This is a genomic window from Nocardia sp. NPDC049190 (assembly GCF_040648115.1).
Classification (GTDB): Bacteria; Actinomycetota; Actinomycetes; order Mycobacteriales; family Mycobacteriaceae; genus Nocardia.
Map to the genome: position 1 here is coordinate 1 of NZ_JBEZDE010000065.1, position 20,383 is coordinate 20,383.

The window sequence follows — 20,383 nt, forward strand, 5'->3', positions numbered from 1 at the left end:
CATCGGACAGCGTGATCTCAACAGCAGAAGGTCCACGATGCGACACACAAACAAAATATCAACTTACTTGCCTGATTTCAGGCGCGACACACTAGTGCCTCGTCCAAGTAGGTTGCCCCGGTAATTAGGTGTCGGGTCGATCGTGGGCATGTGGTAGGTGATGCTGCCGGTGGAGATGGTGTCGGTGGCTCGGAGGCCGGGAGTGTTTGTGCGGACGGTGGCCCCGGAGGCCGGGGCGCCGGTTGCAGATTCTGTCGAAACTGCGAGAAGTGTTGCTCACCAACGGAATCGCTGAGATCAGCCGCGAAACTCTGCACAAGATCCGCAAAGCGGAGGGGTGTGGCAGGCGGTCAAGACCTGGAACGCGGGCACCGACCCCGAGTTCACCGCGAAGATGAACCGCGTCGTGGACCTCTATGACCATCCACCCACCGATGGACGGGTGGTCTGTGTGGACGAGTTCGGGCCGCTGAACCTCCAACCCCGCGCTGGTCGTGGCTGGTTTCCGCGACGAACCCAAGATGGTTGCGAGCGACCTACCGGCGTACCCAGGGCGTGCGGCACCTGCTCGGCGCTCTGGATCCGGCGACGGCAAGATCCACCCGCCCCATCAGTCGTCGGGTAGAGCGATCGCCGCACATTGCGCGACAGCAGGATGTGCGGTGATGACGTTCTCGACCTCGACCGAGTACACGTTCTCACCGCCGGTGATGCTCATGTCCTTGATGCGGTCGACGGCGAAGAAGAATCCGTCCTCGTCCACGTGGCTGCCGTTCCGGAAATACGCTCCCGGTTGAAGTTTTGTCAGATGCCTTCTCGGATCACAGGTTCGGGCCGACCGGGTGCGGCATCGCGCGCGCGTCGCTCGGCGGGGGTGGACGCCGGATTATCTGGGCCGGTCTGCGTGACCTCCAGGCCTTTGTCGATCAGACGATTGCGTACTACGGCCATGATGTGCGGTGCGCGTGGGGTGTCGCTGTGCACGCAGACGGTGTCGACTTCGCGAAACCGGGTGTCCGCGAGCATCGCATCGACCCGGTCGGCGGCGTCCTCGGGTTCGCCGAGCTGATCGGTGGTCCAACCGAACATCGTGACCTCGGTGCCGGTATACGGTCGATCAGCGAAGAACTCACCGACCACACGCAAGCCGAGCGCGCGGCCCTGCGCCGCCAGCGCCGAATCCGGGAGGGTATAGATCGCTAATCGAGGGTCGAAGTCGGTCACGGCCTGCGCAACAGCCGCGGCCAACGCGGAATTTCGCGCGGCCATCATGTAGAGGGCGCCGTGCGGCTTCACATGAGCCAGGCAAATCCCGTGTGGGCGCAGGAAAGCGTCCAGCGCCCCGATCTGGTACAGCGTGAACGTGTACGCCTCGGCCGCAGAGATCGCCATCTCCCGCCGGCCGAAGCCCAGCCGGTCCGGCAGGCCGACGTGTGCGCCGATGCGCACGCCGCGTTCGCAGGCCAGCCGCACCGATTCCTGGATCACCAGAGGGTCGCCTCCGTGGAACCCACATGCCACATTGGCGGACGTGATCAACTGCATCATCGCCTCGTCGGCACCGTAGGAGTAGACGCCGAAGCTTTCGCCGAGGTCAGCGTTGAGGTCGATTCTCCGCGCGTTCACAGCGTCGGCGCCTTCCGAGGGCGGGCGGCCTTTTCCCAGGCCTGCGCGAACTGCAGCATTCTCCGCTCCGCATGCGGGGTTCCGAGCAACTCCATGCCGACCGGCAGCCCGTCGCGGGTGAACCCGGCAGGGATGGACATCGCGGGTAGCCCGGCCTGGGAGCCGATGACCGTGTTGGTGGGGAAGGTCAGCGCGCTGTACTTCTTCGCGAGGAGTTCCGCCCGCGTGGGCGGTATGACCTGCACCGTCGGGTAGACCAGGAAGTCGAGCCGGTTGGCTGCGAAGATGTTCAGCACGAGCCGGCGGAAACGCTCTTGGTTGAGCCGTAGCCGCTGGGACTCGCTGTCGCGTTCGATGTCGTCCGGACCGGTGGCAATGCCGTGGAACAGGTCGTTGAACGGGTGGAACACGCCGCTGTCGTAGACCGATGCGAAGTCGTGGACCGGCGCCGCCGGCCGTGCCGCGAGAAAGCGGGAGATGTCGGACTTCGACTGTTTGACGTACACGGATGTGTCGGCGATCCAGTCGGGCAGGTTCTCGATCTCGAGGCCCGCAACGATATCGGTGCCCCACTCGGTCAGCCGTGCTACCGCGTCGCGGATGACAGTGCTGACCGGCTCGGCATCAGGTCCTGAGCCGAACCCGGTTTCCAGTACGCCACACCGGAAGGCGCCGAGGGGGGTCGCCTCGTCGAGTGCGTTGGCATACCCACCGGCCGACGGCCAGGCCACGGCGGTGAAGGGATCGGCCGGGTCGTAACCGACGATGGCGTCGAGCACCCGCGCGAGGTCGGCGACCGTCCGGCCCATCGGTCCCGGAGTGTCCTGGAAATGAACCAGTGGCGAGAAACCGGCGCGGCTGACCAGTCCGGTGGTCACCCTCAGACCGAAGACGTTGTTGAACGAGGCCGGAATGCGGATCGACCCGCCGGTGTCCTCGCCGATCCCGGCCAGTCCGAAGTCGGCAGCCAGGCCCGCACCGGTACCCGCGCTCGATCCGCCGGCTTCGCGATCCGGTTGGTAGGGGTTCTTCGTGTGATCGGTCAGCGACGACGACGAGAACCAACCGGCGGCTAGATCGCACATCGCGGTCTTGGCGAGGATGATGGCCCCGGCGGCGCGGAGCCTCTCGATGACCGTTGCGTCCGCCTCCGGGACGTAGTCCTCGAAGAGCTTCGAGCCGAAAGTCGTACGCAGGCCTGCGGTTTCGGCTTGGTCCTTGACCAGGACCGGTACTCCGTGCAGTGGCCCGGCCAGGTCGCCGTGTTCGGACAGGTAACGGTCGCGTTCAGCCGCCTCGTCCCTGGCACGGGGATTCACCGTCACGATCGCCTGGATCGCGGCACCCGCTTTGTCCTGTGCGTCGATACGTGCCAGATACCAGTCGACGAGTTCCATCGAGGTGATCCGGCGATCCCGCAGGGCGGTATGTAATTCATCGATGGTGAGTTCCGCGAATGTCACGTGATGCCCCTTCATTCTGCAGCCGCGACCGCGACCGCGACTGGGGTGGATTTGCTGGTGGGAATGAGGCTGAACAGCCAATATGCGATTGCAGCGCAGACCAGCCCGGTGAGTGCGGCGGACAGGCCGGGAGTCAGGTAGTTCACGGCGAGCGCTATTCCTGACGCGATAGCCCACGCGGCGAACGGTTGCCAGCGGACCTGTGGTGTCTCGACATCGTCACCGCGCCGCAGGAACGCCTGGTCGACCAGAATGATCATCCCGATGGGCGGCACGATCACACCCAGTAGATTGAGCCAATTGATGAAATAGTTCCAGATACCCAGCGCCGCGATCACGATACCGAGGGCGCCGAGCACCAGTGTAAGGGAACGCATTCGACCCTTGAAAATGGTGGACCATCCTATTGCGGAGTTGTACAGGCAGTGCGCGCACACCGAACCGAGGTTGATGAACAGGAATGCCACCGCGACGACCGTGAGGAACCCGCCACGGTTGACGATGATGCCGAAAATGTCACCGGACGAGGTCCGGCTCGCCGCGGCGACGACGCCGCCGATAAGCATCGCCACGACGTTGGCCACAGGAAAGGCCGAAGCGGTGGCCAGCCATGCGTGGCGTGAATTCTTGGCCCAGCGGGTGAAATCCGCGGTCATGGTGCCCGAGTCGGCGAAGAGCGCGAACACCAACGTTATACCCGTGCCGAATGCGATCGACCGGGCCGGGTCGCCATCATAGCGCCAGATATGCGATCCGCCCTTCGCTGCGTCGGCCGCCGCGAATATGCCCAGAATTAGGAACAACGGCACCGAGATCGCGCCGATCAAGGACAACGCACGAATGCCCAGTAGGGTGAATCCGGTGAACAATGCACCGGCGATGAGGACGATGACGACGGTGTTCACCGCGAAAGCGCTGGACATACTCGCGCCGACGAGGCCGGTTTGGACCGCGAACCAGCCCAGCACCAGGGTGGACAGCAGCGCTGAGCATGCGATGTAGCCGATACGCCCGAAGGTGCGGGAAGCCTGCAGTGAGAAGTTGACTCCCCGTTTGGCTGCCAGCGCGCTCAGCGTGCCGACATAGGCGAACAGCATCAGGTTGCCGATCACGATGGCCAACAGTCCACGACCGAAACCGAGTCCATGGACGAGTGTCGCGCCGGTCACCGCACCGGTGATGATCATCGGAAAGCCGGCCCATACGCTGGCGACCGACAGCAAAGAACGCCGTCGGTTCGTCGGCACGGGCTCGGTTTCGAATTCCTCGTCGGATTTCGCGACGTGAAGTGGTTCGGACATCGTTGTCTACCTCAAATTATGGAAATTGTATTCAGAGAGCTTGCGAGATGGTTCGCGCCGTGTAGTCGAGATGTTCTTCGATCTTCGTCAGCAGTCCCGCCAGATCTCGGGCCCGAATCAGGCTGAGAATTTCCAGGTGCTGCCGGTGCGCCTCGCGGAAATCGTCGACCGTGGACGCGTAGATCGCCATATAGGGCTCGACCTTGTCCCACACATTGCGAATCAGATCGAGCAGGTGCGGGCTGCTGGCGCAGTCGTAGAACCTCCGGTGGAAGTCCTGGTTGAGATTCCGCCACTCTTCGACGCCGATGTCGCCCGCGCCCATCCGGTCCAGGATTTCCTCGAGATCGGCAATGTCGTCATCGTCGACCTGTTCGATGGCCCATTCCGTAGCCAGCTGTTCGAGTCGGAGGCGGATCTGGAAGACCTGCGCCACTTGGTCTTTGGTCAGACGCGTGACCGTTACACTGCGCCGTTCGAAGGTAACCAATCCCTCGGCCTGGAGTACACGCAGCGCTTCACGGACCGGCATCGTACTGACGCCGAGGCTGTCGGCGATCGAGCGGATCGAGATCTTCGTCCCGGGGCTGAGGCTACCGCTGGCGATCCAGCGGTGTAGCCGGTCGCGGACCTCGTCGTTGACCGTGCCAACAGTGATCGGCTTCAGATCCATAGTCACCTCGATTTGTGATGTGTGATCACATATCGAAACACGACGGGCCGCCGGTCGGCAAGACCCTCATCGGATCTCTTGTCAAGCTTGACCATCGGGCGTAGATTCTGTGATCACACATCACACATCACACATCACACATCGCGCGGTCGATTCTGCCGGCGCAGAGTCGACTGATCGAGGAGTTCCTGGATGACCGACGAGACCTTGCCCAACGTGACGCTCGAGAGCCGCAGGTTCGTCCCGCCGGCCGATTTCGCGGAAAAGGCGAACCTGACCGCCGCGGCTTACCTAGAAGCTGCCGCGGATCGGTTCGCCTTCTGGGAGCGGCAGGCGGGCCGGATCGACTGGGAGACCCCCTGGGAACGGGTTCTGGACTGGGACAATCCGCCGTTCGCGAAGTGGTTCGTCGGGGCTCGGCTCAACGTCGCCTACAACTGTGTCGACCGGCACGTGCGGGCCGGCGCAGGTGACAAGGTTGCGTTCCACTGGGTCGGCGAGCCGGACGGCGACCGCCGGGATATCACGTACGCGGAGCTGAAGGACGAGGTCTGCAAGGCGGCCAACGCGCTGATCGAGCTCGGTGTCGGCACCGGCGACCGGGTCGCGATCTACATGCCGATGATCCCCGAGACGGTCGTGACCATGCTGGCCTGTGCTCGCCTCGGCGCCCCGCACACCGTCGTGTTCGGCGGTTTCTCGGCCGAAGCGCTGGCCAGTCGTATTGCCGATTGCGATGCGCGTGTCGTCGTTACCGCCGACGGCGGCTACCGTCGCGGCGCGCCGTCAGCGCTCAAGCCGACCGTCGACGAAGCGTGCGCGATCGCGGAAAAGACCGGCCATACCGTCTCTCGAGTGCTGGTCGTACGTCGCACCGGGCAGGAAGTGCGATGGAAGCCAGTGGAAAACGGCGGCCGCGATGTGTGGTGGCACGATCTGGTCGAGCAACAGTCCACCGAACACGCCTGCGAGTTCTTCGACGCCGAGCATCCGCTGTACGTCATGTACACCTCCGGCACGACCGGCAAGCCGAAAGGCATTCTGCACACTTCCGGTGGCTATCTGGTCGCCGCGGCGTACACGCACTGGGGCGTTTTCGACCTCAAAGCTGAAACCGACATCTACTGGTGCACCGCGGACATCGGCTGGGTTACCGGACACAGCTACCTGGTATACGGGCCACTCGCGAACCGGACCACCTCCGTGCTGTACGAAGGCACGCCGGACTCCCCGCACAAGGGCCGCTGGTGGGAGATCATCGAGCAGTACGGCGTGACGATCCTCTACACGGCACCGACCGCGATCCGGACGTTCATGAAATGGGGCGACGACATCCCCGCGAACTTCGACCTGTCCTCGCTGCGGCTACTCGGGTCCGTTGGTGAGCCGATCAACCCGGAAGCCTACGTCTGGTACCGCGAGACCATCGGCGGTGGGCGCACGCCGGTCGTGGACACCTGGTGGCAGACCGAGACAGGCTCGATCATGATCTCGCCTCTACCGGGCGTGACCACCGCGAAACCAGGCTCGGCGATGACCGCGGTGCCGGGCATCGTTGCGGATGTGGTCGACGACGAGGGCAACTCCGTATCGCCGGGGTCCAGTGGCTACCTCGTGCTCGAGGAGCCATGGCCCGCGATGCTGCGCACATTGTGGCGTGACGACCAGCGCTTCGAGGAGACTTACTGGTCGCGCTGGCCAGGGAAGTACTTTGCCGGTGACGGCGCCAAAAAGGATGCCGAGGGCCACATCTGGATACTCGGCCGCGTCGACGACGTCTTGAATGTCTCGGGCCACCGGCTTTCCACCACCGAGATCGAGTCCGCCCTCGCCGCACACCCGAAGGTCGCAGAGGCTGCGGTGGTCGGCGCTACCGACCAGATCACCGGTCAAACGGTCTGCGCCTATGTGATCCTGAGGGAGTCCGCCGGCGACGGCGGCGAGCATATCATCACCGAACTGCGCGACCATGTCGCCCACGAGATCGGCGCGATCGCCAAACCACGACAAATCATGATCATCCCTGAACTCCCCAAGACCCGCTCGGGCAAGATCATGCGCCGCCTACTCCGTGACATTGCCGAGAACCGTCCCATCGGTGACGTCACAACCCTGGCGGACCCGGGCGTGATGCGCTTGCTCGCCGAACGCGCCGCTGGAGCGAGCAGGTAGACCCAGTTGCCCGGCGACCGCGGCGACATTCGCGCACAGCGCGGCCGCCTCGTCGAGGAATGTCGCCGTGCGTCGCCCCCGACCCCGGTCGCCGGCACCATGACCGGCGGATATGCGTTTCGGGGGCACATTGGTACTCGTCGGGAACACCCAGAACTCGCGTACCACTCGACGCAGGACCTGAACGACACCGGGTGTTACTCGACTAGTGCGGCCTGAATACCCGGCGAGGGGGCTACAGCGAGACCGGGTACACCGGCTCCTGGATCTCCGGTTTGATCCGGTCTTCGACGAAGATGCCGTGCCACACCATGAACACCAACAGAGTCCACAGTCTGCGGCTGTGGTCGGAGGTTCCGGCCCGGTGCGCGACGAGCATGTCGCTGATCGCGCGCTTGTTCAGCAGGTGGTCGGTCTGCGACTCGGCGATCTGCTGCTGGGCCCAGTCATAGAGTTCGGTGCCGCGCAACCAGTGCCGCAACGGAACCGGGAAGCCCAGTTTGGCGCGATGCAGCACGTGCGGCGGCACGATGCCCTCCAATGCCTGGCGCAGCGCGTACTTGGTGGTCTCCTTGGTGATCTTCTGATCGAACGGAATTCCTTCGGCGACCCGCAGTACCTCGGTGTCCAGGAACGGTACGCGCAGCTCGAGCGAGTTGGCCATGGTCATCTTGTCCGCCTTGACCAGGATGTCGCCCCGCAGCCAGGTGAACAGGTCCAAGTGCTGCATGCGCGCCACCGGGTCCCAGCCGCGGGATTGGGCGTACAGCGGCGCGGTGACGTCCTGGTGGGTCCATTCCGGGCGGAATTCGCGCAGCACCGCACGCAATTGGGCGTCGTTGAAACTGCGCGCGTTGCCGTAGTAACGCTGCTCCAGGGGGAGTGAACCGCGGTGCAGCAGGCTCTTGCCCCGGGTGCCGTCCGGAATCCGTTCCGACAGCTTGCCTGCCAGCCTGCGCAGCCCGCTGGGCAGGCGCTCGAAGGGTTTCAGCGACAACGGTTCCCGGTAGATGGTGTATCCGCCGAACAGCTCGTCCGCGCCCTCGCCGGAGAGCACCACCTTGACATGCTTACGGGCTTCCTTGGCCACGAAGTACAGCGGAACGAGCGCCGGATCGGCCACCGGATCGTCGAGGTACCAGACGATTTCGGGAATCGCGGCGGCGAATTCGGCGGGGGAGACGACCTTGACGATGTGGCGGGCGCCGATCGCCTCGGCGCTCTCGGCGGCCACGTCCACCTCGGAGTAGCCTTCGCGCTCGAACCCGGTGGTGAAGGTGATCAGCTTCGGGTTGTGCCGCATCGCCAGTGCCGCGACCGCGGTGGAGTCGATGCCACCGGACAGAAACGAGCCGACGGTGACGTCCGCACGCATGTGTTTGGCGACGGAGTCCTCGAGCGCGGCGCCGATCTCCCGGTAGCGTGCCGCCGCCGAGCCCGGTGCGAACGGGCGGACCTGGAACTTCGGGGTGAAGCAGCGGGCGATCGCGGGCGCCGCGCCAGGCCGTACGGTGGCGTAGCTGCCCGATTCGAGCCTGCGCACGTCCTTGTGCAACGTTTCGGGCTCCGGCACGTACTGCAGCACCGTGTAGTGCTCGAGGGCCCGCGGATCCAGGTCGTCGCTCAGCCCCAGTGCGGGCAGCAGCTGCAGCAGGCTCTTCTTCTCGCTGCCGAACGCGGTGCCGCCCGGCCCGGTCGCCAGGAACAGCGGCTTGATACCGAACGGGTCGCGCGCGAGGAACAGTTCCTCGGTTTCGGTATCCCAGATGGCGAACGCGAACATGCCGCGCAGTCGACGCACCGCCTCGGGGCCCCAGTAGTGGAATGCGGCGACGATCGCCTCGCTGTCACCTTCGGTGCGGAAGATCGTCCCGTCCGGGAAGTCGGCGGCATGCGCGTCGGCGATCTCCGCGCGCAGCTCCAGGTAGTTGTAGATCTCGCCGTTGAAAGTCAGCGCGTAGCGGTCCGGGTTGTCCGGCGGACCCCAGCGCAGCGGCTGGTGCGAGTGCTCGATGTCGATGATCGACAGCCGGTTGAAGCCGACGATCAGGTGATCGTCGTGCCAGGTGCCGCGCTCGTCGGGGCCGCGGTGGCGCACGCAGTGCAAGGCTTCGTAGACCTGCTCCACCGTGCCAGGTGCTGCCTCGTCAGATGTCAGAAATCCGAGCAGTCCACACACGGCGTCGGCAACCTCGTTTCGCGCAGTCGGGTACGCGCTCACCGAGCGGAGCGCGGGGATGAAATCTACTGTCCGAGTATGCCGCACGCACCGGGTCCGCGTGGCATGCGCACCGCGTCCGGGTCGGACACGCCGGTGGCGGTGACCCCGGCACGGTCGGGTGGGGTGTCGAATCCGACCCGACGACGGACCAGCCGTCCGTTTGGTCTACGCTGCGTAGTACTCAGGTCTCTCTCAGGCGACCCGTGCGCTGTCGCGCCGGCCCGGAGGGGCCCTGAAACGTGCTGAAGATGCATTGTCAAGGGTGATCGCAACCCTGACAATGCACTGTCGGAATGTGTGGCGACCAGGAAGGCGTGAGCGTGGCGCACAAGGCGAGCGAAGAGATCGGGGCACGACCCGCCCGGGGTCGGCAGGGCCGCATCCTTCGGCGGGCCGGGCTGGCGGTGTCCTTGGGGATCACCGCGGTGCTCGTCTCGGGCTGCTCGATCGACAATGTTTGGCTGAGGTTCGGTTGGCCCTCGGGCGTCACGCCGCAGGCCACCCGGATGCGCGAGCTGTGGACCTGGTCGGTCATCGCCGCGCTGGCCATGGGCGTCCTGGTCTGGGGCCTGACCTTCTGGACGGTCGCCTTCCATCGCAAGAAGGCGGACTCGCCGGAGTTCCCCCGGCAGACCGGCTACAACGTGCCGCTGGAGCTGACCTACACAGCGATCCCGTTCGTCATCATCGCGGTGCTGTTCTACTTCACCGTTGTCGTACAGAACTACGTGCACGACAAGGTGGCCGACCCCGACGTGACGATCGACGTGACCGCCTTCCAGTGGAACTGGAAGTTCGGCTACCGCGAAGTCGACTTCAAGGATGGCTACAAGTTCGACGGCATCGACACCACGCGTGAGGCCGCGAACCAGGAGCAGCTCGAGGAGTACAAAGAACGCACCAAGGACGGTCACCCCCAGCCGGGCCCGGTACACGGCAAGCCGGACAACGACATCCTGTCCTACCTGCACTACGACAAGGTCGAGACGATCGGCTCCAGCTCCGAGATTCCGGTTCTGGTGCTGCCGACCAACAAAGTCATCGAATTCCAGCTCGCCGCCGCGGACGTGGTGCACGCCTTCTGGGTGCCGGAGTTCTTGTTCAAGCGCGACGTGATGCCGAATCCGAAGGAAAACCACTCCGACAACGTCTTCCAGATCACCGAGATCGAGAAGGAGGGCGCGTTCGTCGGCCGCTGCGCCGAGATGTGCGGCACCTTCCACTCGATGATGAACTTCGAGGTCCGCGCGGTCTCGCCGGAGAAGTTCACCAAGTACCTGGACGCGCGTAAGGCGGGCAAGACCAACGCCGAGGCGCTCGGGTCCATCGGTGAGTCCCCTGTCGCCACCTCCACCACGCCGTTCGATACCAAGCGCGACACCAAGAGCGCGGCCGCGGCCGAGAGCAAGTGAGGAACTGATCTGACATGAAGATCGAAGCGCGGATTTTCGAACTGCTCACGGTGTTCTTCATCATCGTGGCGGTGGTCTACGGCTTCTTCACCGGCCAGTCGCGCACCGGCGTGGAGTGGGCGGGCACCACCGCCACCGTGCTGACCGCGGGCCTGTCGCTGATCATCGGCACCTACTTCCGTTTCGTCGCACGCCGACTCGATCTGCGTCCAGAGGACTACGAGGACGCCGAGATCGTGGACGGTGCCGGTGACCTCGGCTTCTTCTCGCCCGGCAGCTTCTGGCCGATCACCCTGGCCGCAGCCGGTTCGGTGACCGCACTCGGTCTGGCGTTCTTCCAGTTCTGGTTGATCGGCATCGGCGTCGTCTGCATCCTGGTCGCGGCCGCCGGTCTGGTGTTCGAGTACTACCTCGGCCCGGAAAAGCACTGAACTCACCCTGGTCGGCGGATGTGCCGCTGGTTGTCGGGTACCGCGGCATGTCGGGTCGAACCGGCGGTGAAACGCTTGGCTTGGTTCTGGCCGCCTGGTAGGTCAGCGATGCTTGTGTGGCATCAGCCGTGAGTTTCGTGACGAGGGCCCCGAGTCGATCGACTCGGGGCCCTCGTCTGCTTTCCGGGGATCATCAACACCCTGACAGCGACGCGTCCTCGGCTGGTCGTGTCTCGAAGTCAGCTTTTCCTGGCACGACCAGCGGCCTCGCCGGGCTGTCCGGACAGGGGGCGGCGCTGGAATCATTTCGCTTGGGCATCGTCTCGTCCGGTACAGTTGCGGGATTGTTTTCACTGCTGGGGCCCATGAGGTCCGCGCGCGGTCTTCCTGGCAGTTTCCAGGCTGAGAGCAGGTTCGTTGATGGCATGTCGTATCAGTGAGCTCGTGCTCGGTTGCCGCGACCCTGAGATGCTGGCGCGGTTCTGGTGTGCGGTCCTGGACTTCGTCGTGCTCGATCGCGAGGACGACGGCTCGGTGGAGATCGGGCCGCGCGAAGGGTTCGGCGGACCGCAGCCGACGATCATCCTCAGTCGTAGGGATCAGCCGGAGCAGGGGAAATCCCGGCTGCACATCGACGTAAACGCGACCGACCGCGATCAGGACGCCGAACTCGAACGCCTTCTGAAGCTCGGCGCCCGCCCGGCCGACATCGGCCAGACCGGGCAAGAGCAGTGGCATGTCCTGGCCGACCCCGAAGGTAATGAGTTCTGCCTGCTCGCGGCCCGGCTCAACCCACTCTGACACCCATCGGTCACGCCTCGACACCCAGGAACCCCGGCCGGCCTCGGAGTCCGGTACGACGGGAGTGTCGGACACCGAGGGGGCCGCTGCGACAGGCTCCTACGACGTCGCCAACGCCGCCTCCAGCGCGTGCACGAGTGCCCCGCGCCAGACTGACCGACAGAACTCGCACCACACACCAAGGTCGGTTTTACGAAGAGTCGGGACGAATACCGCGCTTCCTCCGCCGGTAAGCGCTGTTTTGCGAGCACCGAGGCCCCGCAGGCGCTACGAACCACACACAGTGGTTAAACACAGTTTTCGTAGCGCAGCGCATTCTCCGAGCGGCAGATCTCATCGATGCCGGAGACGATGTCGCGCAGCAGTTCCGAAGGCACCGCAGCAGGCCGCAACCGGCACGTGAAGGTGATCAGTCCGTGGTCCTCGGGAGGTAGGCCGCGGGCGGCCGATTCCGAGCGCAGGTAGCGCGAGCGCACGCCGTAGGTCATCGCGGAGATCACCGTGAAGCAGCCGGTGCGCTCACGGTGCCCCGCGAACAGATCGTGCAGACGGTAGAACACCGACGTATAGCTCGACAGCGGCGCGAAAATGCCCACCCGGTAGGCCGGTCCACGCTCGGAGGAGCTGAGGGCCGTGTCGGCCAGATACTCGGCGTCGCGCAGGGTCTGCACCTTCGGTGCGAACAGCACCGCGCCGGCGGCGGCGTTGCGCACCGGAGTGCCGGCTTTGCCGCCCGCGGCGGAGGCGATGGCGCCCAGCGATTTCCGAGCCCGCGATCCGACTTCACGTCGAGCCCGAAGCGATCGGGTGGGGGCCGTGGGGTGCAGACTCGACCACTGGCCGAAACGCACGGTGCCCAGTTGCACGTGTCCGGTGCCGACCGGACGCGCCACCTTCAGCGGTGCGGTATCGACCCAGCGGCCGACTTGCAGGGCGGACGTGCCGGGCCGGGCAATCTCGGCGTAGGCGTGCTCGACGAACGAGTCGAAGTCGAGGAATCGGTCTGCGGTGGTGGTCAGCCAGGTGTGTGCCTTGTCGACCTCGATCGCGTCCAGGGTGAGCGCGGTGATGATGCCCGCGCGTCCGCCCGCACCGAGGATGCGCTGGAACCGCTCGGTGTGGTGGGTGCGGCCGCAGGTGCCGATGCGCCCGTCGATGTCCACGTATTCCAGATCGACGATCTGGTCGATGAACAAGCCGTACTTGTGCGAGGCGGCGCTGACGCCGCCGACCGAGGCGAAGCCGCCCGCGGTGATGTCGCGGTGGTCGCCGACGACGGGCAGGCCGAGCCCGTGCGCACCGAGCCTGCGGTCGACGTCCGACAGCTTGGCGCCCGCTTGCACCCGGACGGTGCGCCTGCCCAGGTTGATGTCCAGCACCTGGTCCATCCGGCGCAGCGAGACGACGGTCGGCTGGGCGGGCAGTGCAAGACCCTCATCGATCAGCTCGCCGCCGCGGACCATCAGCCGTTCCGATCGCCCGCGTGAATCCCTAATCGTGCGAACGACATCGGCGGTATCACGGGGGAGAAATTCTTCGGCGTTGGAGACAATCTGCGGCGTGCTCATGGCACGAAAGCTAACCACAGCGCGGCCCGGGACGCGCACCCGAATCGGGGTTACCGGACCGGGAGCGCGAGGCGCTTGCCGAACAGGACGGATCCGCGCGCGTCGCCCAGGTCGACGGTCAGTTCCTGCCTACTACCCGCCGATCCGCGCCTCGCCGAATTGTTGGTAGGCATCCAGCGGTGGGTTGTTCTGCTCCAGCGGCGCATGGACGAACACCGCCGCTGGGCCGAACGTGCCGTCGAGCGGATTCGGGCCGTGTGGGCCGGCGTTCAGCGACCCGGAGACGAACTCCCAGAACTCGTCGAAGTCGTGAACGCCGCGTGGTCGGGTGGATGGTGGTGCGCCGCCGTATAGCGCACGTCCGCGGTGAACCATACGACGTTGGCGACCTTGTTCGCCTTGTTCGCCGCGAGCACACGGGCGATTTCGCTCTCGCGATCCGACGGCACGCCGGGGGAGCCGTTGGCGAATGCTCGTACACGACGGTGGTGTGTCCACCGTCCTTGACGACCAGGGCGAGCGGCAGGTCGTTGGCAATGATCTTCCAGGCCGCCGGCGACCGGCGCGGACTGTCGATCGACCACCCCCGTTTGCGCCGCACCAAAATGCGACCGTATCGGTCTGATATCGGCGTCCCCGTAGGTACGCCTATCCAGCACGAAGATATCCAGCAGCGGTCCGCAATCCTTCGCCTAGCCGGATCCGAGCTCGAGGCGGCGAACGACAGATACCGGTACCGGGCTGGTCGACGACCGCCGCGGCCGAATGTGACATGGCGGGTGTCGGCGGAGCACGTCCACACCGACATGCGTGACGCCGCACAGGAATCCGAGCGTGGATACCGCAGTATTCGGATCGGCCGTCGACCGGAATCCGCACAGCTCGGTCCACACCGACATCGGGACCATCAGTCGCCCGGCGAAAAGGCGCCGGTCAGCTCGCCGCAGTGTCGGGAATACGCGCCGCCCGGGGCCGGCTGCCGCTCGGCACGCCCTTCTTCAGGCTGGCGGCGTAGACGTCGACGTACTCCTGGCCGCCCAGCTGCATCAGCTCGTACATCACCTCGTCGGTGACGGAGCGCTCGACGAAGCGGTTGCCGCCCATGCCCTCGTAGCGGGAGAAGTCGATCGCCTTGCCGAATTTGACCGTGACCTTGCGGCGGCGCCAGCGGAATGGTCCGGGCGGGCTGACCTCGTTGGTGCCGGTGACGGCGACCGGGATCACCGGGACACCGGTCTCCAGTGCGAGCCGCGCCATCCCGGTCTTGCCCTTGTACAGGCGGCCGTCGGGCGAGCGGGTGCCTTCCGGGTAGAGACCGACCAGCCGGCCCTCGTCGAGCAACTTGCGCGCCGCGTTGAGCGCGTCCTCGGCAGCGTCGGCGCCGCTGCGGTCGATCGGGTACTGCCCCGAGGCGCTGAAGAAGAACTTCTGGAACCGGCCTTTGATGCCCGGGGTATTGAAGTACTCGGCCTTGGCGAGGTAGTTGATCCGCCGAGGGCTCAGCAACGGCGCGAACAGCCAGTCGGCGAAGGAGAGATGGTTACCCGCCATGATGGCCGGCCCGTCCGCCGGAATGTTCTCCACACCCTCGACCGTGGGCCGATTGTAGAGATGAATGAACGGTCCCAGCAGCGCGAACTTCAGCAGCCAGTAGAACATGACGTCCTTCCCCCGGGACCGGGATAGTAGCGGGTACCTGCGTCAATTGCCGACTTTACCGCTGGTGCAAGATCACATCCAACCGCAGAGGCGAATCTCACCACAGTTCGATCTCGACGACGACCGACGACGACCGACGGCGTGTCGGCCGATGGCGACGAGGTCTTGCCGCGCGGTGACAATGGCCGCCGCCCGCTCAAGGACTGCTTCGCGCCACGCGGGCGGATTTCCGAGCGCCGGCGGGCAGCGCGGCCCTGGCGAGGTCGGCTGCGCCGATCATCCCCGCCGCCTCGCCCAACTGGGTGGTCCGGATCCGAGCCAGCGGACGGTGTCCCGCGCCGGTGACCGCTCGCGCGTACTCCTCCCGTGCCTCGTCCAGGAACAGCGGCGCCGAACTGCTGACCCCACCGGCGATGACCACGAGATCCGGATCGAAGATATCGCTGACAAAGGCCAGCCCGAGCCCGAGCCAGCGGGCGAAGTCGGCCAGCACCCGCACCGCGAGCGGATCGCCGTCCTGCGCGGCGCCCGCGACCCGCCGCCCGGTCAGCGAGCCCGGGTCACGCAACACATCCTTGGCCAACACCGATCGCACCGGGTCGGTGGCGAGCATCTCGATTGCGGTGTCGGCCAACGCAGTACCGCTGCAGTACCGCTCCCAGCATCCGCGCTTGCCACATGGGCACGCTCGTCCCTGCGGAACCACTTGCAGATGGCCGAGTTCCGGTGCGACGCCGTGCGTTCCTCGATACAGCTGGCCGTCGACGAGCAGGGCGGCGCCGATCCCGGTGCCGATCGCGATGAGCACCACATTGCTCCCACCCGCCGCGGCGCCGAACCGATACTCGGCCCACATGGCCGCGTTGGCGTCGTGCTCCAGGATCACCGGCAGTCCGAGGCGCTCGGTGAGTCGCTGCGCGACCGGAGCGTCCTGCCAGGGCAGATGCGGGGCGAAACGGACGGTCGAACGGTCGCCGTTGATGAACCCCGCGACGGCAAGCCCCACCGCACTGATCGGATGTCTGCGACACAACTCGCGGACGGCACGGTCGAGCGCGTCCTCCAGCGCTCGCGCCGAATGCGGGGTGGGCGCCTGCACGGTGTCGAGCACCTCGCCGCCACCGTCGATCACGGAGGCACGAATGTTGGTGCCGCCGACGTCGATTCCGACGGTCAGCTCTCGCGCATCGGTCATGTGGTGCGTCATGGATGAATCGTCACCGGGATGTCGACGTACCGCGGACGCGCGTGATCGCCCGCGTCCTCGCGCGAAGCGTGCCGATGCGGCACACCGGTTTCCGGGTCGGCGTCCGGTCGCAGTACCGGCTCGACCGGCACCCCCGCCAGCGCCTCACGCAGCACGGTGACGATCGCGGTGCCGTGCTCGGCGACCGCGGCGAGCACCTCATGGTGCTCGCCGCGCACCAGTGCCGCGGCCGCGCACACCGGACACCAGCTGCAACTCGCCCATTCGGTTCGCTCCTCGGCGGCGCCGCGCAGCACCGGCTCGACCCGCTCCAGCGCCGCCTCGGCGAGCAACTTCAGCTCCGCGACGAGTTCGGCGATCTCATCCGGCGCCCTTTCCCCGCCCGTGCGCGGGTTCGCGTCAGCGGTCATGTTCGTGGCCTTCGGATGCGTGCGACCAGACCAGTGGATCGGGACGGAATCGGACAACCAGATAGCCGTCGTCCAACACCGCGCCGTCGACCGCGCATCGCCGTAAGACCGGCGCCAACCGCACCCGGCGCCGGACACCATCCGCTCCCACGATCAAATCGTCCTCCACTCGGCCAAGGCGCAGCGTCGCGGCGTCGACTACGGGCAGGTGCATGCGCAACGCGTACACCGACTGCAGCCCGGCACCCGATTCCCATCGAACCACCGGTCCGCCGGAAACCGCGTCGACCTCCGTCTGAATGTCGCCCAGCATAAGCGTGACGTCGCCGGTGCTCCGTGCCGAGCCCACCGCGTACGACAGCGCGGCCAGCGCACTCAGCCCGACCGGCTCCGGCCCGGTGTGCTGCGCGATCACCACGGGAATACCTGGCATCTTGCCCCGCCATTCGGCGATCACGTCCAGCTGTTCGCCGTGCCGGTTCAGATACCAGTGCACCGCGGGGTGCTGGTCCTCGACCGGACCGTTCGGCGGCGCGACCTCGGGAAGCACCTTGTTCACCACCACGGCGTCCAACCGCAAGCCCAGTAGCGCCGCGGCGGAACGCACCCGCTCGGACTCGGCCACAGCTACTCGCTCGGCGACCGTGATCAGCCACGCTCCGGTGCGCACATGGTCGGCCAGCAGATCGCGAACCTCGGTGACCGCCTTGACTATCCGCTCGACCACGGCCGCGAGCACGGCGCGGTGCAGATCGGTGCCGACGGCACTCATCGCCCGCGCGTGCGGCGGCCAGATCCGCTCGAGATAGCCGAGCAGGGTGTCCGGCGCTGTGATGATGCGCAACATGTCCGCCGAGGGCGGGCAGTCGACGACGATCAGATCCCAGTCGTCCTCCGCGGCGAACTGCGCGATCTCGACCAGCATCAACAATTCCTGTACGCCGGGTAGCCCGGTGAGCTCGGCCGGATCCAGAGCAGCGACATCGATCCCGTGATCATGCCCGCGACCGGTCGAGATCATCCGTACCACCTCGCGGAACCGGTCCTCGAGCAACGCGAGCGAATCCACCTCGATCACGTCGAGGCCGGGAAGAACGGTGGCGACACCGCTCACCGTCCCCGGATCGTGCGGAAAGCGGAAGCCGAGCGCGTCACCGAGCGAATGCGCCTGATCGAGCGAGGCGATCAGCACACGGCGACCCGACCTGGCCTCCGACATCGCCGCGGCACACGCAAGCGTCGTCTTGCCGACCCCACCCTTGCCGATGAACAGCTCGACCCGGGTCTTGTGCGCGGTCAGCCTTCGACCCGTTTCTTCAGTTCCTTCAGCGCGGTGTCGGTGATCACCTTCTCCGCCTTGCGTTTGAACATGCCGATCATCGGGATCGTCAAATCGACGGTCAGTGTGTAGACCACCTCGGTGCCGCCGTCGGGCTGATCGATCAGCTCGTAGGTCCCGTTCTGTGCTTTCTGCAATTCACCGCTCAGTAGCGTCCAACTGACCGCCTTGGCGTCGCCGCGCCAGGTATAGGACAGCACATAGTTGTCCTTCACCACCCCGGCGTCCAGCACAAAGCGCGCGGTCTTGGCCCGGCCACCGGGCCCCTTCTCCAGCACCTCGACAGATTTCGCCGCCGATACCCACTCCGGGTAGGACTCCAGGTCGGCGATGACGGCCATCACCTGCTGCGACGGGGCCTCGATGATGATCGACCTCTGGGTCCTGTCGGCCATGCGGACAGCGATTCCTTTCAGCGTCGGTTTCACGGGGAGGTCAAGCAACCTGCGCCGGCGCGACACCCGCCGGCCGGCCGGCCTCCAGCCGGGACTTCAGTTCGAACGACATGGTCTTGCCCGCGACCCGGCGTGCCCGGTTGGCCGCGGCGAGCCGGCCCGCGGGCAGTGCGGGCTCCGGATCGGCGTGCAGGAAATAATGCAGGATCACCCCATCCATCGAGGGTTCCAACCACACTTCCATGGTCCCGGTCAGTGCGCCGCGCACCGACCAGCGGATTCCTTTGTCCCCCCGGTCCTCTCGGACGTCCAAAGTCAGATCCGGCCACCAACGGCGCCAATTGTTCGGTCCCGTCAGCAGGTCGGCGACGGCGGACCCCGATGCGGCGACAAAGGTCTGATCTGCGACCTGGATACTGCTCACTCCGCTGAGCGTAATGGATGCGGCGCGGATCACCGCAGCAGCTGTCGCAGGCGCGCGCCCAATCGGTCCCAGCGCCACTGCTGCTCTACGAACGCACGACCCGCCGCACCCATCCGGGCCGCGGCATCCCGATCGGACAGGATCTCCACCAGCGCATCCGCGATCTGCGGCACCGAGCGGCCATCCACCACACGACCGGTCTTGCCCTCGATCACCGTCTCCGGCGCACCGCCGGAATTGCCCGCCACCACCGGAACCCCGGACGCGGAAGCCTCCAGATAGACGATGCCGAGGCCTTCCACATCCAGACCCGCGCCCCTGGTCCGACACGGCATGGCGAAGACATCGGCCAGTGTGTGATGCGCGGCCAGCTCGCCGGACGGAACCCGGCCGGTGAACACCACATCGTCGGTGACGCCCACGGTGATCGCCAGCCTACGCAGCTTGTCCTCGAACGGTCCGCCACCCGCGATCACGAGCACCGCGCCCGGCACCCGCTCGCGGATGTCACGCATGGCGACGATCAGCGCGTCCTGCCCTTTACGCGGAACCAACCGAGACAGGCACAAGATCGTCGGACGGTCACCCAGACCGTAGCGGTCGCGCAAATGCGCCCGCGCCGCCGGATCCGGCCGAAATACTTCGGAGTCCACGCCGGGCGGCAGGTACTCCAACGCGGCGTTCGGCCCGAACGCGGAGGCGAACCGGCGGCGTGTGTAACGGCTGACGTAGGTGACCACGTCGGTGTGCTCGCCGATGGCGCGCAGCGCCTGTCTCGCACCAGGCAGCATCGACCAGCCGACCTCATGGCCGTGCGTGCTGGCCAGAATGCGTTCGGCCCCCGCCCGACGCAGCACGGACGACATCAATGCGAGCGGCGCCGCCGCCCCGAACCAGACCGTGTCGCACCTCTCGCTGCGCAGCAGGCGCGTGGCACGGCGCAGTACCAGCGGAGTCGGCAGCATGAGCGTGGTGGGGTGCCGAACCACCTGGAACTTCTGGTTGGCATCGAACTTCAGATGGCTGTCCCCGCGCCAGCGCGGAGCGTAGACCACCAGGTCATCCGGCGGCAACTCGCCGGCCAACGCTTGCAGATACGACTGGATACCCCCCGGCCGCGGCGGGAAATCATTGGTAACCAGCAGAGTTCGGGCCATGCGCAACAAAATACTGTGTTTGATTTGCGGCGCCTGCGGCGCTGCGTGTTCGCGGCCCCTTGGTGGCTCGCGTCCGAGCGGCCGAGACTTGCGCCTTCGGCGCGGGCGCTTCGGCCGCTCGGAC

Annotated in this window: 19 protein-coding genes and 1 pseudogene; 4 read left to right on the forward strand and 16 right to left on the reverse strand. The window is 66.0% G+C overall.

The genetic code is table 11. The annotated features are described in order from the left end of the window. Positions 1 to 613 precede the first annotated feature (613 nt). The 5 genes and pseudogenes from AB0B25_RS30345 to AB0B25_RS30365 form a co-directional block, all read right to left on the reverse strand. Positions 614 to 772 (reverse strand): annotated as a pseudogene (locus AB0B25_RS30345) (fatty-acid--CoA ligase); the annotation flags it as partial. Between the two features lie 32 nt (positions 773 to 804). Beyond that, positions 805 to 1,626 (reverse strand): 5-oxoprolinase subunit PxpA, encoded by an 822-nt coding sequence (locus tag AB0B25_RS30350; protein WP_357186755.1) that lies wholly within the window; start codon positions 1,624 to 1,626, stop codon positions 805 to 807. Further along, complete coding sequence (locus AB0B25_RS30355; RefSeq protein ID WP_357186758.1) at positions 1,623 to 3,089, reverse strand: amidase; 1,467 nt, start codon at positions 3,087 to 3,089, stop codon at positions 1,623 to 1,625. Before AB0B25_RS30355 ends, AB0B25_RS30350 begins: the two co-directional genes overlap by 4 nt. Positions 3,090 to 3,100: 11 nt before the next feature. Continuing rightward, positions 3,101 to 4,390, reverse strand: coding sequence for a cytosine permease (locus AB0B25_RS30360; protein ID WP_357186762.1), 1,290 nt, complete (start codon positions 4,388 to 4,390; stop codon positions 3,101 to 3,103). Between the two features lie 31 nt (positions 4,391 to 4,421). Next, entirely contained in the window at positions 4,422 to 5,063 is a 642-nt protein-coding gene (locus tag AB0B25_RS30365; protein ID WP_357186765.1) for a GntR family transcriptional regulator, read from the reverse strand. 192 nt (positions 5,064 to 5,255) lie between these two features. On the opposite strand from AB0B25_RS30365, the gene acs reads away from it, so the two are divergent. After that, a complete protein-coding gene (acs, locus tag AB0B25_RS30370; RefSeq protein ID WP_357186769.1) occupies positions 5,256 to 7,235 on the forward strand; it encodes an acetate--CoA ligase in 1,980 nt (659 codons plus the stop codon). 235 nt (positions 7,236 to 7,470) lie between these two features. On the opposite strand, the gene asnB is transcribed toward acs, so the two are convergent. Further along, positions 7,471 to 9,414: an asparagine synthase (glutamine-hydrolyzing) gene (gene asnB / locus AB0B25_RS30375; RefSeq protein ID WP_357186799.1), complete on the reverse strand. Its 1,944-nt coding sequence runs from the start codon at positions 9,412 to 9,414 to the stop codon at positions 7,471 to 7,473. 362 nt (positions 9,415 to 9,776) lie between these two features. Between asnB and AB0B25_RS30380 the strand changes: the two genes are divergently transcribed. From AB0B25_RS30380 to AB0B25_RS30390, 3 genes are all read left to right on the forward strand, one after another. Continuing rightward, complete coding sequence (locus AB0B25_RS30380) at positions 9,777 to 10,868, forward strand: cytochrome c oxidase subunit II (protein WP_357186802.1); 1,092 nt, start codon at positions 9,777 to 9,779, stop codon at positions 10,866 to 10,868. A 14-nt stretch (positions 10,869 to 10,882) separates the two neighbouring features. Then, complete coding sequence (locus AB0B25_RS30385; protein ID WP_357075967.1) at positions 10,883 to 11,299, forward strand: cytochrome c oxidase subunit 4; 417 nt, start codon at positions 10,883 to 10,885, stop codon at positions 11,297 to 11,299. A gap of 420 nt (positions 11,300 to 11,719) precedes the next feature. Continuing rightward, positions 11,720 to 12,100, forward strand: coding sequence for a VOC family protein (locus tag AB0B25_RS30390; protein WP_357186772.1), 381 nt, complete (start codon positions 11,720 to 11,722; stop codon positions 12,098 to 12,100). A gap of 287 nt (positions 12,101 to 12,387) precedes the next feature. Here AB0B25_RS30390 and AB0B25_RS30395 read toward each other — a convergent pair whose 3' ends face one another. The 10 genes from AB0B25_RS30395 to AB0B25_RS30440 form a co-directional block, all read right to left on the reverse strand. Beyond that, entirely contained in the window at positions 12,388 to 13,668 is a 1,281-nt protein-coding gene (locus AB0B25_RS30395; RefSeq protein ID WP_357186775.1) for an FAD-binding oxidoreductase, read from the reverse strand. A 132-nt stretch (positions 13,669 to 13,800) separates the two neighbouring features. After that, complete coding sequence (locus tag AB0B25_RS30400; protein ID WP_357186808.1) at positions 13,801 to 14,043, reverse strand: hypothetical protein; 243 nt, start codon at positions 14,041 to 14,043, stop codon at positions 13,801 to 13,803. Next, positions 13,938 to 14,327: an alkaline phosphatase D family protein gene (locus tag AB0B25_RS30405; RefSeq protein WP_357186778.1), complete on the reverse strand. Its 390-nt coding sequence runs from the start codon at positions 14,325 to 14,327 to the stop codon at positions 13,938 to 13,940. The genes AB0B25_RS30400 and AB0B25_RS30405 overlap by 106 nt, the downstream gene beginning before the upstream one ends. A gap of 274 nt (positions 14,328 to 14,601) precedes the next feature. Continuing rightward, entirely contained in the window at positions 14,602 to 15,327 is a 726-nt protein-coding gene (locus AB0B25_RS30410) for a lysophospholipid acyltransferase family protein (RefSeq protein WP_357186781.1), read from the reverse strand. A 196-nt stretch (positions 15,328 to 15,523) separates the two neighbouring features. Then, the gene (locus AB0B25_RS30415) at positions 15,524 to 16,534 is read right to left on the reverse strand and encodes an ROK family protein (protein ID WP_357186784.1); all 1,011 of its coding nucleotides are present in this window, start codon (positions 16,532 to 16,534) and stop codon (positions 15,524 to 15,526) included. Then, a complete protein-coding gene (locus AB0B25_RS30420; protein ID WP_357186787.1) occupies positions 16,531 to 16,944 on the reverse strand; it encodes a hypothetical protein in 414 nt (137 codons plus the stop codon). Before AB0B25_RS30420 ends, AB0B25_RS30415 begins: the two co-directional genes overlap by 4 nt. After that, a complete protein-coding gene (locus AB0B25_RS30425; protein WP_357186805.1) occupies positions 16,934 to 18,244 on the reverse strand; it encodes an ArsA family ATPase in 1,311 nt (436 codons plus the stop codon). Before AB0B25_RS30425 ends, AB0B25_RS30420 begins: the two co-directional genes overlap by 11 nt. Further along, a complete protein-coding gene (locus AB0B25_RS30430; protein ID WP_357186790.1) occupies positions 18,241 to 18,678 on the reverse strand; it encodes an SRPBCC family protein in 438 nt (145 codons plus the stop codon). The genes AB0B25_RS30425 and AB0B25_RS30430 overlap by 4 nt, the downstream gene beginning before the upstream one ends. A 40-nt stretch (positions 18,679 to 18,718) precedes the next feature. Next, positions 18,719 to 19,102, reverse strand: coding sequence for a polyketide cyclase / dehydrase and lipid transport (locus tag AB0B25_RS30435; protein WP_357186793.1), 384 nt, complete (start codon positions 19,100 to 19,102; stop codon positions 18,719 to 18,721). A gap of 29 nt (positions 19,103 to 19,131) precedes the next feature. Then, positions 19,132 to 20,259, reverse strand: a complete 1,128-nt coding sequence (locus tag AB0B25_RS30440; RefSeq protein ID WP_357186796.1) for a glycosyltransferase family 4 protein — start codon at positions 20,257 to 20,259, stop codon at positions 19,132 to 19,134. Between the last annotated feature and the right edge of the window lie 124 nt (positions 20,260 to 20,383).

What these genes read in the sequence shown, in the direction of transcription:
- AB0B25_RS30360 (WP_357186762.1), bottom strand. Translation starts at nt 4,390, where the DNA reads ATGTCCGAACCACTTCACGTCGCGAAATCCGACGAGGAATTCGAAACC.
- AB0B25_RS30390 (WP_357186772.1), top strand. Translation starts at nt 11,720, where the DNA reads ATGGCATGTCGTATCAGTGAGCTCGTGCTCGGTTGCCGCGACCCTGAG.
- AB0B25_RS30415 (WP_357186784.1), bottom strand. Translation starts at nt 16,534, where the DNA reads ATGACGCACCACATGACCGATGCGCGAGAGCTGACCGTCGGAATCGAC.
- AB0B25_RS30395 (WP_357186775.1), bottom strand. Translation starts at nt 13,668, where the DNA reads ATGAGCACGCCGCAGATTGTCTCCAACGCCGAAGAATTTCTCCCCCGT.
- AB0B25_RS30385 (WP_357075967.1), top strand. Translation starts at nt 10,883, where the DNA reads ATGAAGATCGAAGCGCGGATTTTCGAACTGCTCACGGTGTTCTTCATC.
- AB0B25_RS30420 (WP_357186787.1), bottom strand. Translation starts at nt 16,944, where the DNA reads ATGACCGCTGACGCGAACCCGCGCACGGGCGGGGAAAGGGCGCCGGAT.
- AB0B25_RS30440 (WP_357186796.1), bottom strand. Translation starts at nt 20,259, where the DNA reads ATGGCCCGAACTCTGCTGGTTACCAATGATTTCCCGCCGCGGCCGGGG.
- AB0B25_RS30430 (WP_357186790.1), bottom strand. Translation starts at nt 18,678, where the DNA reads ATGGCCGACAGGACCCAGAGGTCGATCATCATCGAGGCCCCGTCGCAG.
- AB0B25_RS30365 (WP_357186765.1), bottom strand. Translation starts at nt 5,063, where the DNA reads ATGGATCTGAAGCCGATCACTGTTGGCACGGTCAACGACGAGGTCCGC.
- AB0B25_RS30400 (WP_357186808.1), bottom strand. Translation starts at nt 14,043, where the DNA reads ATGGTTCACCGCGGACGTGCGCTATACGGCGGCGCACCACCATCCACC.
- acs (WP_357186769.1), top strand. Translation starts at nt 5,256, where the DNA reads ATGACCGACGAGACCTTGCCCAACGTGACGCTCGAGAGCCGCAGGTTC.
- AB0B25_RS30410 (WP_357186781.1), bottom strand. Translation starts at nt 15,327, where the DNA reads ATGTTCTACTGGCTGCTGAAGTTCGCGCTGCTGGGACCGTTCATTCAT.